7 protein-coding genes and 1 pseudogene are annotated in these 16,303 nt (G+C 64.3%); 2 read left to right on the top strand and 6 right to left on the bottom strand.

Going from position 1 to position 16,303, the window contains the following annotated elements; all coding sequences use genetic code 11:
* The 6 genes and pseudogenes from Q7V20_RS04015 to Q7V20_RS04035 all read right to left on the bottom strand — a co-directional run.
* On the bottom strand, positions 1-6,740 hold a 6,740-nt coding region (locus tag Q7V20_RS04015; RefSeq protein ID WP_304787428.1), incomplete at its 3' end, for a DUF4347 domain-containing protein.
* Positions 6,741-6,749: 9 nt separating this feature from the next.
* Positions 6,750-6,851: pseudogene (locus Q7V20_RS24305) on the bottom strand (LEPR-XLL domain-containing protein); the annotation flags it as partial.
* A gap of 4 nt (positions 6,852-6,855) precedes the next feature.
* Entirely contained in the window at positions 6,856-8,001 is a 1,146-nt protein-coding gene (locus tag Q7V20_RS04020) for an efflux RND transporter periplasmic adaptor subunit (RefSeq protein WP_304787430.1), read from the bottom strand.
* Positions 8,002-8,242: 241 nt separating this feature from the next.
* The gene (locus Q7V20_RS04025; protein WP_304787432.1) at positions 8,243-10,249 is read right to left on the bottom strand and encodes a DEAD/DEAH box helicase; all 2,007 of its coding nucleotides are present in this window, start codon (positions 10,247-10,249) and stop codon (positions 8,243-8,245) included.
* An 8-nt stretch (positions 10,250-10,257) separates the two neighbouring features.
* Positions 10,258-12,426 carry a PqqD family peptide modification chaperone gene (locus Q7V20_RS04030; RefSeq protein WP_304787434.1) on the bottom strand — a complete coding sequence of 723 codons (2,169 nt, stop codon included), beginning with the start codon at positions 12,424-12,426 and terminating at the stop codon, positions 10,258-10,260.
* 9 nt (positions 12,427-12,435) lie between these two features.
* The gene (locus Q7V20_RS04035) at positions 12,436-13,887 is read right to left on the bottom strand and encodes an efflux RND transporter periplasmic adaptor subunit (protein WP_304787436.1); all 1,452 of its coding nucleotides are present in this window, start codon (positions 13,885-13,887) and stop codon (positions 12,436-12,438) included.
* 176 nt (positions 13,888-14,063) lie between these two features.
* Here Q7V20_RS04035 and Q7V20_RS04040 point away from each other — a divergent pair, with 176 nt between their 5' ends.
* Both Q7V20_RS04040 and Q7V20_RS04045 read left to right on the top strand, forming a co-directional pair.
* Positions 14,064-14,780 (top strand): response regulator transcription factor, encoded by a 717-nt coding sequence (locus tag Q7V20_RS04040; protein WP_304787438.1) that lies wholly within the window; start codon positions 14,064-14,066, stop codon positions 14,778-14,780.
* Positions 14,781-14,783: 3 nt separating this feature from the next.
* Positions 14,784-16,303, top strand: a 1,520-nt coding sequence (locus Q7V20_RS04045; RefSeq protein ID WP_304787440.1) for a HAMP domain-containing sensor histidine kinase, incomplete at its 3' end; no start/stop codon positions are given.

A 16,303-nucleotide genomic window follows, 5' to 3' on the forward strand; every position in this document is an offset into this window, starting at 1 on the left:
GTGAAGCCGAAGTCGGCCGCCGTGAAGGTGTAGGTGGTGTCCTCCAGCGTGGTCACCGTCTTGTTCGTGCCAGCCGGTGCGTCATTCACAGCGGTGACGTTGACAGTCATCGTGTTGGCCGACGCGTCCAGGTCCATGCCACCATTGGCCGTACCGCCGTTGTCCTGCACCTGGAAGGTGAAGCTGGCGTAGCCCGTGCCATTGGCATTGGCCGCAGGGGTGTACCGCAGCAGCCCCGAGTTGATGTTGGCCGCGGAGATCACCTGCCCGGCCGTGACCGCCACGCCGTTCAAGGTCAGGCTGCCCGCCCCCGGCAAAGTCGTGATCCTCAAACCCAGCAGGGTGTTGGCGGGCGAGTCGTTCACGTCGGTGAATCCGAAGTCGGCCGCCGTGAATGTGTAGGCCGTGTCCTCCAGCGTGGTCACCGTGTTGTTCGTGCCAGCCGGTGCGTCATTCACAGCGGTGACGTTGACGGTCATCGTGTTAGCCGACGCGTCCAGGTCCATGCCACCATTGGCCGTACCGCCGTTGTCCTGCACCTGGAAGGTGAAGCTGGTGTAGCCCGCGCCATTGGCATTGGCCGCTGGCGTGTACTGCAGCAGGCCCGAGTTGATGTTGGCCACCGAGATGATCTGCCCGGCCGTCACCGCCACGCCGTTCAAGGTCAGGCTGCCAGCCCCCGGCAAGGTCGTGATCCTCACGCCCGACAAGGTGTTGGCGGGCGAATCATTGGCATCGGTGAACCCGAAGTCGGCCGCCGTGAAGGTGTAGGCCGTGTCCTCCAGCGTGGTGATCGTGGTGCTGGCACCAGCGGGCGCGTCATTGACCGCATTGACTGTGATCGCCACCGTGTCCGAATCGTTCAGAGCGCCACCCGCGCCGGCGTTGCCCTGGTCAGACGTGACCATGCTCAAGGTGTCAGCACCAGCGTAGTTGGCGGTGGGGGTGTAGCTCAGGCCCGCCAAGGCCGCATTGATGTTGGCGATCGTGCCCGTGAACACCATGGTGGCATCGGCCGCTCCATCGCCCGTGGTGAAGCTCAAGCCCGTCAGGCCGGACAGGGTCAAGGTGCCGTGCAGCACGCTCAGGGTCACCTGCAGGGAGCCACCAGCCGCATCCACATCACTGATCGATATGAGGTTGCCATTGCCGGACGAAAACACCAAGGCCGTGTCTTCGTTGGTCGATTGAGCGCCTGGCCTGGTGTTCACCGGCGCATCGTTCACCGCCGCCACGGTCACCGTCACGTTGTTGTCCAGGCTGGCCAATCCCGTGGAGCTGGTCAGCACATAGCGAACGGTTCGATCCGTGGTCGATGGGGTTGATGTGTTGGTGTTCTGGTACGTGATGTTGCTGATCAGCGCGCTCACCGCCGCATCGCTGGCATTGGCGTTCAGGGTGATCACCAAACTGGTCCCGCCTGATCCGCCCGTGACCGTCCCAATCAGCGTGCCAGCATAGGTGATATTGGCACCGCTCACGCCGATTTGCCCCGCCCCCACGCCTTGGTTGCGCACACCCAGCACGTCCTCGGCACTGGTGCTGCCCGCCGTGAACGAGACGGTCAGGTTGCCGCCGTCATAACCGTAGCCGCTGCTCAGCACTGCGCTGGCTGCCGTGCCTTGGTCAATCACCGTGGCAGCCTGGTCTTCGGTGTAGGCCAGCGTGTCTCCAGCCAGATTCATGATCGCTGGCGCGTTCTGGTACCAGACGTAGGTGAAGTTCTCGCGGTAAGTGTGCCCCGTGTCTGCGTCCAGCTGGGTGACGACACCCCAGGCGCTCCCGTCCCAGGCCACGAAGTTCAGGTCCTGATGATCGTCCTGCACGCCCATCATGATGGTGTTGGTGTAGGGATCAGAGAACAGCTTGAGAACCTGCGGCGCATCGCTGGCCCCCATTGAAGGGCCTGTCAGCTCGGACGACCAACCGCCGCCGCTGGTCCAGGTGCGGTAGAAGATGTTCGGACCAGTGTTCTTGCCATAGGCGGCCAGCAGATCGCCGGACTGGCTTTCAAAGGCCACCGACATGCCCGAGTGGTGATCAACCATGTCCGAGCCGGTGGCCGTGGCCAATTGCCCGCCGCCCCAACTGCTGCCATCCCACACCGCCAACCACACCTCGTCGGCCGCGTCCTGCACGGCGATGGCAATGCGGTTGCTCTTGGCGTCCGAGGCCAGCACCGTCGAGTACACGTCTGACGCCACCGTGACACCAGCCGGTGCGGTGATCGTGGATTCGGCCGACCAACTGGTGCCGTTCCAGACGCGGTACTGCACGCTTGAGGAATCCGACGCCGAGGCGTCGTACACCACCATCGCCCGGCCGCTGAGCTGCTCATAGGCCACGTTGATTTCAAACTTCTGATCGTTGGTGTTCGTGCCCAGGGTTTGTGGATTGCCCCAACTGCTGCCGTTCCAAACCATGGCGTACTGGTTGTTGGATGCCGCCGAGGTCTGCACCGCCAGCACCATCTCGTGCGTGTCGGCGTTGGAGACCAGCTTCATCTGCAGGGGCTCGCCGCTGACCGGCGCAGCGACTGTGCCAATGGATGACCAGGTGCTGCCGTTCCAGGTTGCGTAGGACAGGCCGGTGGTGCCCGTGTTGCCGTTGTCCCAGACCAGCATCGCATCGCCACTGACATTGTCATAAGCAATGGCGAAGCTGTCGTAGTGCGAAGCAGACGCACTTGGGCTGGCCACCGGCAAGGTCAGTACCGACGACCAGGTGCTGCCGTTCCAGATCGCCGCCAGGATCTTGCCAGACACATCGGCCGAGCCAATGAAGATGATCTCGTTGCGCGTGGGCGCCTCGGCCGCCACGATCATCGAGATGTCATCCGTGAGGTTCAGGCCCGTGGTGCCGACGCCGCTCCAGCCAGAAGGGCCCCAATCCGCATAGCTCTGGTAGTAGCGGTCATTGGCATTCCAGATGACCTTGCCGCGTGGTGCGTTCGCCGGAGCCACGGCCTGAACGGCCATCGCGAACTCCGACGCCCCCATGTACCCGCTTTCGACATTGGCCACGGCCGTGATCCAGTCACCCACGGTGACGCCGGTCACGGTGAGCGAGAAGGTCGCGTCTCCAGTGCTGGCATCCGTCGTGACTTGTGCGAAGCCGAGGTAGGTCTTGCCCTCGCCGTGGCCACTGGCATCCTTGCTGGCGCTGGAGAAGAACTCGATGTAGATGGGCTGCGCCTGCGCCTGGGGATACCAGTCAATCGAACCCGAGATGACCGTGCTGGCCCCATTCGTGACCACGGAGGTGATCACGGGGAAATTGTTCTGATAATTGGCCCCACCATCGCCGTCGTTGTAATCGTTGTAAGTGACACCATCGTTGTTCAAGTCGATGCCCAGGCCGGTGTTGCTGTAGATCGAGTTGCGGTAGAACAGGTCGTCAATGCCCCCCACCACCGCGATACCTGCCCCGCCATTGCCCGCGATGATGTTGCCGTCGCCCAGGCCCTTGCCGCCGATGACCGTGTTGTTGCCGGTGATGTAGACACCGGCAGAGCCATTGCCCAGCAAGGTCGTGCCATCCGAGCCCACGCCAATGTAATTGCCCTTGACGACATGGCCGCCCGTGGGGCTGGACACCACCTGGATGCCGTAGGTGGTGTTGCCCGAGATGATGTTGCGGGCCGCGGCCGTGTTGCCGCCGATGGTGGAGGCGCTGGACGTGTTGACATAGATGCCCACACCCGTGTTGCCCAACGCTGCCATGCCTGCCGCATTGAGGCCGACCATGTTGCCCTGGATGGTGGCGCCACCCGTGTTGCTCACGTAGATGCCACCGCCGTTGTTCCCAGAAATGAGGTTACCGGACCCTGCTGCCGTGCCGCCGATGATCACGGTGCCGGCATCATCGACGTACAAGCCGTACTCCGCGTTGCCCAGGTCCACGGTGCCCGTGGCATCGGTGCCGATGTAGTTGCCTTGCACCGTGGTCGTGCCAGAGGTGGTCACCCACACGCCACGCGTGGAGAAGCCCGAGATGACGTTGCCTGCACCAGCGGCCGCGCCACCGATGGTCACATTGGTGGACGAGCTTTCCACCATGACGCCGTAGCTGCCATTGGTCGTGCTGAAGGTCGAGGTGCCTGCGGCGTTCAGGCCAATGTAGTTGCCCTTGATGACGGTGCCATTGGCGCCCGAGGCCAGGTAGATGTTGTAGGCCGAAGCATTGCCGGAGATCACGTTGCGGTCGGCAACGGTCGTGCCACCGATCGTCAGGTTGGCACCGTAGGACTCGATGCCCTCAGACAAATTGCGCTTGGTCGCCCCAGCGTTGCTGCCATCGGCATTGAAGCTCCCAATGTAGTTGCCCACGATGGTGTTGTTATCCGAAGCGGCCTGCACATACACGCCATTGGCGCTGAATGCCCGGATGACCAGGCCCCGGACGGTGCTGCCATCAGCCGTGTTCGACAGGTACAGGCCATCGCCATTGCCACCATTGCCATCCAGCACCACGATGGGCCGGTTGGTATAGCCAGTCTGGCTGGCCGCGTTGATGTACACGGCCCCGGTGATGCTGGGCAGGGTCGATGACAGCGTGATGGTGTACTCGCCATACGTGCCCGTGGCACCCGTGATGGCGAACAAGATCGTGTCCAGGCCCGCCGTCGTGTTGGCCGCGATGATGGCCTCGCGCAAGGACACCTTGGTGTCGGTGCCACCGTTCAGGGCATTCAGTTGCTCCGCCGTGAAACTGGCCCCCAGGCCTGTGTCGTTGGTGTCCGCGATGGTGGTCACCGTCAGCGTGGAGACCACATCGGTCACCGTCACAGCGATGGCCTGGGTGTCGGTCAACGTGCCATCAGACACCTGCACGATCACGTCATAAATGTTGTTGGCGCCCACATCGGTGGGGCTCTCGAAGTCTGGAGCCGCGGTGAAGGTCAAGATGCCTGTGGTGGCATTGATGGTGAACTTGCCCGAATCCGCCCCGCCAGAGATCGAGTAGGTCAGGGAGCCGCTGTCCACGTCGGTCGCGACCACCGTGGTCACTGAAGTCAGGGTTTCGCGCACACTCACAGATGCAGATGCGCCACCACCATTGCTGCTGATGATGGGCACATCATTGACGCGCGTTACCGACAGGGTGGAGGTGGCCGTCGCGGTGGACACGCCATTGGTGTCGGTGCCGACCACATTGATCGTGCGGCTGGTCGTGGTGGGGTTGTCCGAAGTGTTGTTGTAGGTGATGCTGCGCAGCACCGTCTGGTAGTTGGCGATTGTGTCGGTGCCGGACAGCGTCAGCATCCCTGTTCCACTGTTGTACGAGGACGTGATGTTGCCCGTGTTCGTGGCCGACAGCGATTCCAACACGCCGTCCAGCGGGTTGGTGAGGGTCACCACCATGCTAGTCAGGCTGGTGGTCGAGCCCCCCGAGATGGTGGCGTCGGTGTCGGCAATCTTGACGGGGGTCTGCTCGGTGAAAGCCCCGGTGTAGTTGTTGACGGTGCCGCCCGAGCTGTTATTGGCATCCAGGTCGATGGTCTGCGGCGTGGGCGCCGTGTAAGTGACGTTCAAGGTTGGCCGCCATGCGGCGGTGCCATGCTCTGAGGAAGCAAAGCTCGCCTTGGACGAGTTGTCGTCGCAGAACAGGTACCAGCCTTGGTTGCTGGACGGGTTGTTGACCCAGGCCTGCACCGTGGCAATCATGGCCGCGTTGTTGGCAAAGGTGTAGGACTTGGCTCCTGAATCGGTGATGGTCTGATCCGCACTGAAGCGGTACTCGCTGCCATCGACACCGCTGCCCATGGAGGAGTAGGTGGAGGTGTCCGCCCATGACGACAACATGCGGTAGAGGCTGAAGGTCGGACTTGTGAAAGTCGGACTCGCGGTCATGTACATCGTCAAGGTGACGTTGGTGATGACGGAGCCTTGCGGGATCTGGTTGGTGCCCGCGCCGATGATGTCCTCAAACTTGACCAGGGTCTGGAACGCGTTCTGAGTGGTGGAACGGCCCGCGCTCAGCGTGGTACTGCCGCTGTTGTTGGCGCCTGGGCTCAACTGATCCAGAAAGGTGTCGGTCGTCCCGGTGTAGCCGTTGGTCCCCTCCTGCAACGTCAAGGTGGCCAGCACGTGCTCCCATGAACTGGCCAGGCTGGCATCGACAATTACGTTGGCATCGATGCGGCCACGCTGGTACTCGAGCACCCAGTTGCCACCCAGCGCCGCCGCCCCGGTCCGGTCGCTGCTGGCTGCCACGTCCGCGCCGGTGAGCAGCGCCAGGTTGTCCGCCAAGGCCTGCCCCTCGGCCGAGCTGCTCAGGTCACAGCCATACAGCAGCAAGTCGGCCTCCTGGGCAAGCGACTGGCCCCACGACGAGATCGCCCCCAGGTTGACGCTCAAGCTGGACGCGTCCAGGCGGCTGCTGCCCAGTTGCAAACCCAAGGCATCGCCGTGGCTGATGATGTGAACCGCGTCCAGGTCGTGACGTTGTTGCAGGGTGGCGGTGATGACGGCCAGTCCGTCCTCGCCCGCTTGGATCACGACCACGTCGATCACCTTGCTGGCAGACGCATTCGCCTGGATGCCCTGGATCAGCTTGTCGGCATCGGGCACGGTGGCGTCCACGAACACGAGTTCATGCCGCACCGAGGACTCGGGGGCCTGAACGCCGGACGCGGCCACCACGGCTTGCATGACCGGGATGGACGCGGCAGAGGCCTCTGCGTTCTCCGTGACTGGCGCGCCGCTCGTCGTCGCGGGCGCCGCCAGCGAGACTGGCAAGCCAAGTAATGTCGCTGCATCCGCGGAGAAAAGGAGCCTGGGCTCCAGCTCTTCAACCTGAAAAGACACTCCGCGGCAACGGCGTTGAGGGGGGACCTGCCGCATGCCCATTCCTTCAGCGCATCGCAATCATCCGAGGAACCACAAAAGATGACATCGACTGCGACTTGGGTTTACCTGGCACCGCTGCCAATGACGTGCTGATGCTCAACCGAGATTGGCGCATCAGCAGATAACTCTTGACCGCAGCCCGCGCACCCGCCGGCTGGTTCAGCGCAAAAACTCGCCCACCTGGCAAAGTGCGGCCAGCCTCGGTCAGGCTCTTCTTCAACGCCGACATGTCCAACGGATCGGCCAGTTGATTGGTGGCTGGCACCGGCCCCGACTTCTGGCTGACAGGCTGCGGCACGGACACGGGTGCCGTCGGCAGAATTGGTGCGGTGTCTTTGGCCGCAGGTTGTGCCACGATGAAATCCACCCGGCACCGCAAGCCTGCGGGGATGCGGTTGTTCGGATTGGGCAGCACCATGCGGACGCGGAAACTGTTGGATGCCGGATCGATCACCCGGTCCACCAACACCACCTTGGCGTTGAGGGCGCCAAAATTGGGCAAATCGGTTTTGACCAGCGCACCCTGCCCGGCCAGGATGGAGCCAAACTGCGCCGCCGGCACGATGGCCTCCACACGCAGAGGATCAACACGGGCCACACGCACCAGCGGTTCACGCTCGATGCGCTCACCTTCGGTGCGGTATCGTTCAATCACGACGCCGTCAAACGGGCTGCGCACATCGCGCTGGCCCAGTTGCACGGCCGACAGTTGGTATTCGCGCAGGGCGACGCGTTGCGACTCCCGGGACTGGGCCACGCGCTGCTCGGCCATGCGGGCCTCGGCATCCGCCTGGTCCAAGGCCTGGTCGGACACAAAATCCTTCTTGACCAGATCGCGGGTGCGCTCCAGCTTGCGCTGGGCCAACTCATTGGCGGCCACGGCCTGCTTGTATTCGGCATCGGCGACGGACTTGGTCTGCGCCACGTTCACCGAGGCACGCTCCACCTGCGCAGACAGGCGCGCCACGATTTGCCCGGCCGACACCGTGTCGCCGCGCTCAACCTTCATTTGCTCCAACACGCCCACGACCTGAGTGCCCACATCGGCCACCCGATCCGGTTCGATCAGGCAGCCCAGAGACTCAGCATGGCAGCCGACACCCCACCCGAGGGTGGTGGCTGCCAACAAGCTCAACGCTTTGATCTTCAATGCTTGCTCCTGCACCACAGTTCTTCGGACGTCCGGCAGTGGTTACTTTTTGACATATGTCGTCTTTTCGGCCGCCCTGCACGAGGACTTGAGAGGCAGTACCCCGGCCTGAGCGTCGAAATGCCAACTAAGTCACCAAAACGGGTACGACTACGCGCAAGAAGCGCCTCGTTTAACGCCTTCAAGCACCGCCATCATGGCTTTCGGACAGTGAACGCGATCCGTGAAATAGAAGAGGGGTTCAGTCCCAATCCTGGCGTCCGGCCAGCGCCAACTGGCGGGCCATCAGCCGCTCATTGACCAGCATGGACCAACGCTGATGGCGACTGGCGTCCTCTTTTTGCTGCTGGGCCCCACGGCACAGCCACACCGCCAGCCTCCGCGACTGCAGCATTTGCGTGCCCACCCGCCAAGCCAGGGCCTGCCAACCTGCGGCCAGGGTGGGCCGGATGGCTTCGTCTTCCCAGCTCAGCACGCATTCGCAGCTGCCGGGCATGCCCTGGCGTGCCGCGCGCCCGTAAAGTTGCCGGTCGATGCGGCGCGAGGGGTTCAGGTTGGTGTTGATCACGTGCAGGCCACCGCGCTGCAGTACCTCGGGGCCGAGGTGGATGTCGGTGCCGCGCCCGGCCATGTGTGTGGCCACGGTGATGGCGCCAGGCAAGCCTGCGGCCGCGATCACCGCCTGCTCAGCCTCGCCGCTGGCCTCGTCCTGGCGGGCATTGAGCAGCTGGTGCGCCACACCGGCTGCCTCGAAGGCGCGCGACAAGGCATCCGAATCAGCCACTTTGTCCGTGCCAATCAGCACGGCGCGCCCGGCCTGGGCCTCGGCGTGGGCCCGGCGGACCACTTCGCGCCACTTCTCGTCGGCGGTGTTCAGCACCTGGGTGGCCCGCACCTCGCGGCGCGAAGGCAAGCGCAAAGGCACGCGCACCACGGGCAAGCCGAACACACTCATCAGCTCGGTCCGCCCCTCGAACACCGTGCCACTCAGCCCGGCCAGCGCGTGGTAGCGCGGAAAGAAGGATTGGTAGGTGGTTTCGGTGAGGGTTTCGTTCTCGGCTTCGGGCGCCAGCCCTTCCTTGATGGCGACCATCTGGTGCAGACCACGCGACCAGACCCGGCCCACGGCCAGGCGGCCGGTGTTGCCGTCCACGATGTGGATGCCTTCATCGCGCACCAGGTAGTCCTTGTCGCGTTGAAAGCAATGCAGCGCCGCCAGCGCCAGACACACCTGTTCTTCGCGGTAGCGCTTGAGTTTCCAGGGGCCTTCCAGCGATTTGGTCAGCGTGGCCAACAGGGCAGAGCCTTCGTCCGCGAGCCGAATCACCCCGTTGCCGGGCAGCGAAAAATCCCGGCCTTTCACCAGTTGGCGAGCCAGGAACAGGGCCAGCCTGTAACGCTGATCGGCCTCGCGCGCGCTGACCTGCCTGGACAGGATCAAGGGGGTGCAGGCTTCGTCGATCAGGATGCTGTCGGCCTCGTCCACGATGGCCATGCACAAGCCGCGCAAGACGATGGAGGGGGTGTCCAGCGCAGCGCGGGCGGCACGGTCACGCAGGTGGTCAAAAGCCACCTCGCGGGCGGTCACGTGGACCACGTTCTGCTGATAAGCCTTTTGGCGCTCCGGGGTGGTGCTGGTGCCCATCACCCAGGCCACGCTCAGCCCAAGCGACTCGTAAATGGGTTTGAGCTGGAGGGCGTCGCGGCGGGCCAGGTAGTCATTGGCGGTCATCACGTGCACGGGCACACCGGCCAGCGCAGCGGTGGCCGCTGTCAGCAACACCGTCAGGGTCTTGCCTTCGCCCGTGGCCATCTCGACCAGGCGGTTGCCCAGCATCCACCAGGCGGCCTGCTTTTGAACATCGTGCAGCGAGAAACCCACGTGGCGCTTGACCTGCACGCTGATCACGCCGAAGGCCTCGGCCACCAAGTCGGGCAGGAAGCCTGACACGCTCAGGCGCACCCGCAGGTTCGCCAGGCGCTCTTCGAACTCGCGGGGGCTCAGGGCCGTCCATTTTTTTTCAGCCAGTTGGATCTGGGCCAACAGGGCCTTGTCTTGCTTGGCAGAGGGTTTGGCGGGAGCGGCCAGCACCGACTGCACCCAGGCCACGGTCGGGCTGGTTGAACGCAGTGGCAGATCGCGCAAGGGGTAGTTGCCGAACACCGGCCCGGGGCGCGGCACCAAACCTCGGTGCGACACCTGGTCCGACCAGAGGCTGAGCGGCAAACCTTGGGCATCGATGTCCATGCTGATCCTCAACCCTTGGTGTCCGAGAAATGTTTGAGGAAGAGCTGGCGGGCGCTTTGCGTCACCGTGGCCAGCAGGGGCTGCGGGGCCAGGTCAATGCGCACGCGCGCCAGGCCGCCGGTCCTCGGGATGCGGCCTTCCAGAAGCAGGTCCACCACGAACTGCGGCTCGGCCGGGCGCAGGCCGTCGGCGTCGGCGCCGTCCGTGGGCACACGCCCCCCCGCACGGTCACCCAGGGCTGCACTGGGCAGCTTGTCGGAGGCCGCAGGCACCTCACCAACCATCCTGGCGGGCCACACCTTGCCGGGTTGCTCGTCCAGCACCACCGACAGCGATTTGACGCGGTGGCGCACGGCGTCCACCGAGCGCTCGGGCACCACGGCGCGTATCACACTGGGTTCGTCGGCCAACACATAGGCCAGCAGCTCGCCGCGGTTCACCTGATGCTGATCCAGGTCTTCCTGGCGCGACATCACGAACTCGCCACTCACCCCGGCGCGCAACACCTGACGCGACAGGTCTTTCTCCAGTTGAGCCATGGCCGCTCGGTCTCGGACCAAGGCCTCCTGCGCATTCTTCATGCGCAAGGGCTCGCTCGTGTAGCTGCCATGCAGCTCGTTCTCCAGGGAATCAATCTGGGCCTGCAACACGGCCTGGCGCGTCAGCAGTTCGGGGTCATGCACCGACACCACCGCCTGCCCGGCTTCCACCCGTTGGCCGCTGCGCACCCAGACGGTGTCCACCTGCCCATCGCTGGCGGCACGGATCTGAGCCCGCTCGGGCAACCACACCAGGCCTTCCACCACCATGCTGGAGGGCACTGGCACCAACGCCACCACCGCGGCCAGGCCCATGGCCACAAAGCCGCCACCCACCATCGCCCGTCCACGCACCCGACCAAAGCCCGGCGACTGCATGAGCTGGTCCAGCCAGGCGCGTGCGGGTGCCAGCACCAAGGTCCACATCGACCACACCAGGATGCCCAAACCCAGCCAGGAGGACTTCTCAGATGCCCAGACGATCATGACCACCATCACGCCAATGCGGTAGAGCCATGACAGCGGGGCATAGCTCCACAGTGCCCAGCGCTCCAGCCGATCAGCGCCATGGATGACCTGGTTTTCAACCGGCGGGTCCATCCGCAAAATGCGCATGGCCGCGCCGCGCAGCAACTGGGCAAAGGCGCGTGAACTGCGGTTGCTCAGATTGGGCAGGTCCAGCGCATCGCAGGCGACGAAGTAGCCATCGAACTTCATCAAGGGGTTGCCGTTGAACATCAGGGTGGACAGGCCACCAATGGTCATCATGGTGAACGCCACCTGGCGCACCCAGCCATCCTCGACCAGCAACCAAATGCCCAAGGCGATCGAGGCCAGCAACAGCTCCACGGCGATGCCCGCCGCGCTGATCTGCACCCGGTGCCAACGGTTGACCAGGCGGTTGGACGCGCTGGCATCCACATAAGGCATGGGCACGAACATGAAGAAGTTCACCCCCACCTCGGGCACCTCGCACCCGTACCTGCGCAAGGCCATGGCGTGCCCCAACTCGTGCAGGCCCTTCATGATCGGGTAGATGACCCAAGCCATCGCCAGAAAGGCCGGGCTCATGAAATTCAATTGCGCGTACGGCAGGATGTCCTTGAGGTTCAGCGCGGCGGCCGCACTGGCCAACAACACCACCACCAACCACAGCACCGCCACCCAGGGCCGGAACAGCACGCGCACCACCGGCTGCAAGCGTTCCAGCAAAGACGACGGGTTGAACAGCCCCAGGCGGAAAGCCAGCGGGTTGAGACGCGCACGCTGCTCGCGCTCCGACCGCTGCTCATCGACGGCCAACATCTGGCGCACATCCGGGGTGACCTCGGCCTGCACCAGGCCTGCGTCGGTCAACTGACCCAGGATGCGGATCACATCGTGCTGGGATGGCGCATCGTCCCCCAGTTGGCTCAACAACACCTGCCAGACTTCATCCACCGTGAAGCGCCCATCCAGGCGCCCCACCAGCTCATACGCCTGAGCATTGACCCGGTGAAAACGGCCCGTGGCCTGGTTGTGCAGCACATACCAGGCCTGCCCGCGCGTGGTCTGCATGCGCACTTGCACATGCGGCCTCAAACGCGGATGCAGGCTTGAGATGCGGTACCAGTAAGGAGACAGTAAGGTGTCTTGCATGGCCCGGGCTCACAACCATTTCCAGGCCAGCATGCGCAACCATTGCCAGCTGTGCACCGCGACACGCCACAGCAAGGGCCGCGCCGGCATCTCGATGCGGGCCACGCCCTGCAGTCCCGGCCGCAAGCCCGTGGCCCCTGCCCCCGCGCCATTGGGCCGCGCCTCGATTTCGTACAGAACGCCACCGGGCGTCACCTTGGCCACCGGCGTCACGCGCTCCAGCATCAGGCCGATGACCTGGTCGGGCAAGGCGGCCAAGCGCAAACCGGCCATCTGGCCGCGCTGCAGGCTGGCGATGTCGGACTCGTCCACTTCCAGCACCACGCGCCAATCCAGGCCGGGTGCCAGGGTCAGCAAAGTCTCGCCACGCTTGAGGGGCGCCCCCAATTGCTGGCGCAAATCGCCCTGGATCACGACGCCATCGAACGGGGCCACCACCTTCAAGCGAGACAACTGCTGGTCCACCAGCGACAACTGCGCCTTGGACTCGGCCAGCTTGTTCTGCGCCGTCATGGCCTGGGCACGGTCACCGCGGGCAAACGCTTCAGAGAATTCATTTTCGTGCTGCGCGACTTCCGCCAAGCGGCCTCGGCGCGCACCTTGCAAGTCGTCGTCTGACAACTGCGCGAGCACCTGGCCGGCCTTGACCACATCGCCAGGCCGCACCATCACTTCCCGCAAGAAGCCATCCTGCGGCGCGCTCATCACGCGCTGCACCGCGCCTTCCAGGCGTGCATTGGCGGTGACCTGGTGAGGCGTCGGCACCAAAGCACCGATCATCAACAGCCCGGCCACGCCACCCAGGCCCCAGCGCAAACCGCGCTCCGCCGGATCGGCCAGGCGTTGCCTAAAGTCGTACCATTGCGCCCGACGGCGGTCCAGCCACGGACGGTCGATCTGGTAGCGCAGGATCAGCATCGGTGCAGCCACCTCGGCCAGCGACTCCAGCCACTGAACCTGTTCGGGCACAAACACACCGGTCGAGGATGCGTCGGTTGAATTGGGGCGCAGCGGATCTGCCTGGATGACACGCTCACACACCAACACACCCACAGCCTGGCCATGGCGGGCCAAGGGCACCGAAACAAGCCCACTCAGGCCTTGCGTCTTGAACAGGGCCTGGTGCGCCAGCGTGATGCGCTCATTCATGGCCCGCGTGGGCGGCCAGACCAGGGTGGCGTGCTGGTGAGAAGCCTCCAGCATCGCCTGGTGCAGCTCGGGAATGGCCACGCCCTCCTCCAGCACCACGCCGTCGGACAGTGCCACCACTTTCAAGGTATCGCGGGTGACCCAGCCCAGGGACACCCGGGATGCGCCCAAAAAACGGCAGATCTGGGTCACCAGGGCGGTGCTGCCCGCCGACCAGCCGTCTTCGTTCAGGGTCGCGCGCACGCACGTGAGCACGTCCGCCATGCCCAGGAGGACAGCGGGTTCGGCAGGCAGGGCCTGTGGATCCAGCATGGTGGGAGACCATGCCGACCCGTCACGTGCTTTGACAGAAGAGACCATCGAACCCCAAGAACACCTTGTCGTGTTATCGACCGGTTGCTCAGAGGATTGAGCCCGGCTTGCCCCTATGATTCAGGAAATTCAAAAAGCCAAATCCTGAAATAGCGGACGAATCCAAGGAGTTATTCATGAAGGTCCTGCTGATTGACGACCACCCGCTGATCCTGGCCGCCCTGCAATCGGTCATCCAGGGCCTGGGCGACAACGTCACCGTGTCCACCGCCTCCAGCGGCCAAACCGCCCGTGACGCCCTGCGCGCGGACCACAATTTCGACCTGGTGCTGCTCGATCTGCACCTGGGCGAAGACGATGGCTTTGACTTGCTGGCCGAGTTGCGCACCGCCTACCCCGCCCTGCCCGTGGTCGTGATCTCCGCCTCCGACCGCACCAGCGACGTCATCCGGGCCATCGACATGGGCGCCATGGGCTTCGTGCCGAAACGCGCGACCAACGAAACCCTGATTGATGCGCTGCAGCAAGTCATGAAGGGGGGTGTCTACGTGCCGCCCATGAGCATGGGCTCCGACTTCAACCCGGGCAAGGCGCCCGCACCCGTGCCCACCATCCAGCAAGAAGCGGTGGAGGCAGGCTTTCAGAGCGTGCCATCGCTGATCCAATTGGGCCTCACGCCACGCCAGTCCGACGTTCTCGCGCTGCTGCTCAAGGGTCAGCCCAACAAGCTGATCGCCCGCGAATTGGGCCTCTCGGTGGAGACCGTCAAGGACCACGTCGCCGCCGTGCTGCGCGCCCTGGGCGTCAGTTCGCGCACGCAGGCCGTGATCGCCGTCAGCCAGATGCTGCAAAAACAAAGCGGATTCTCGGCCTGGCGCCCCAATGCCCGGTAAATCATGAGCACCGCGCCACCTGCCCTGGTGACCAGCGCTCCGGCCGTGCCGGACGTTCCCGCGCCACCCAGGGCCGCCTTGGTGCCGGACACCGTCCGGTCGGTTTACAGCCAGACCGGGTCCGGCCTGTTCGGGCACATCCTGGGCATGGCCGTCACCACGGCCATCTATTGGCCCCACGCGCCGCACCAGGTCTTGCTGGGTTGGGCCACCGCTTTCCTGCTGATCTGGCTGGCCCGCATCGTCGGCATGTACAGCTTCGAGCGTGCCGTGCGCCGCAATCAGGTCGACCACGAACGCTGGCTGCTGCTGTGGGCCCTGGGCGCCGGCTTCAACGCCGCCACCTGGTGTGTGGCGGCCGTGCTCTTTTATGACTATGGCGGATCGTTCGAGCGCACCGCGCTCATGCTGATCATCTACTCATTCGCCATCGGCTCCGTGCCCTTCATGGCGATGCAGACCAAGCTGTTCCTGACGTGCATGACCATGTATTTCGGAACCATGATCCTGCGCACGGCGCTCCACGGCCAGCCGCACGACCTGCAACTGGCCGGCATCTGGTTCCTGCTGGGCGTGTGCACCATGTCGGTCGCGTGGGCCTTCCGCAACGTGTTCTCCGAAATGGTCAAGCACAAACTGCAAACCCAGGAGCTGGCCTTCAAACTGCGTGGCGAAACCGCCGCTGCCGAAAGCGCTCAACGCCTGGCCGAGACTGCCAATCGCGCCAAAACGCAGTTCTTCGCCGCCGCCAGCCATGATCTGCGCCAGCCCTTGCACGCCATGGGCCTGTTCGCCGAGGCGCTGCGCCAACGCAACAAGGACGAAGAAGTCGTCCACCTGGTCAACAGCATCAACAGCTCGGTCGACGCCCTGGAAGGCCTGTTCAGCGAGTTGCTGGACATCACCAAAATCGACACCGGCGCGGTCGACATCGAACCCGAGCACTTCTCGATGCAGGAGCTGTTCAACCGGATCCGCCTGCACTTCGAGCCCACCGCCTTTGAAAAAGGCCTGATGCTGAGCTTTCGGGGTGAGCAGCACCACGCCCTGGCCGATCCGGTCCTGGTCGAACGCATTTTGCGCAACCTGGTCTCCAACGCCATCCGCTACACGGAAGACGGCGGCGTGCTGGTGACCTGCCGCGTGCGCGGTGAGCAACTGTGCCTGCAGGTCTGGGACTCGGGCATCGGCATCGCCGAGAAGGAACAAGTCCGCATCTTTGACGAGTTCTACCAGACTCACAGCGGCCGACCGCTGGAGCCGCACCACCGCAAGGGATTGGGCCTGGGCCTGTCCATCGTCAAGCGCCTGGCCGACCTGATGGCCGCACCGCTGACCCTGCGCTCACGCGTGGGCCATGGCACCGTGTTCACCTTGATGCTGCCCATTGGCCGCGCGCCGCGCATGCAACGCAGCAGCATCCCCAGCAAGCCCGCCTTGGGCGTGACACTGGACCGTCGCCACATCGTGGTGGTGGAAGACGAGCTGGCGGTACTGGAAGGCCTGCAGGTGCTGCTCAAGGG

The organism is Aquabacterium sp. (genome assembly GCF_030652515.1).
Classification (GTDB): Bacteria; Pseudomonadota; Gammaproteobacteria; order Burkholderiales; family Burkholderiaceae_C; genus Aquabacterium.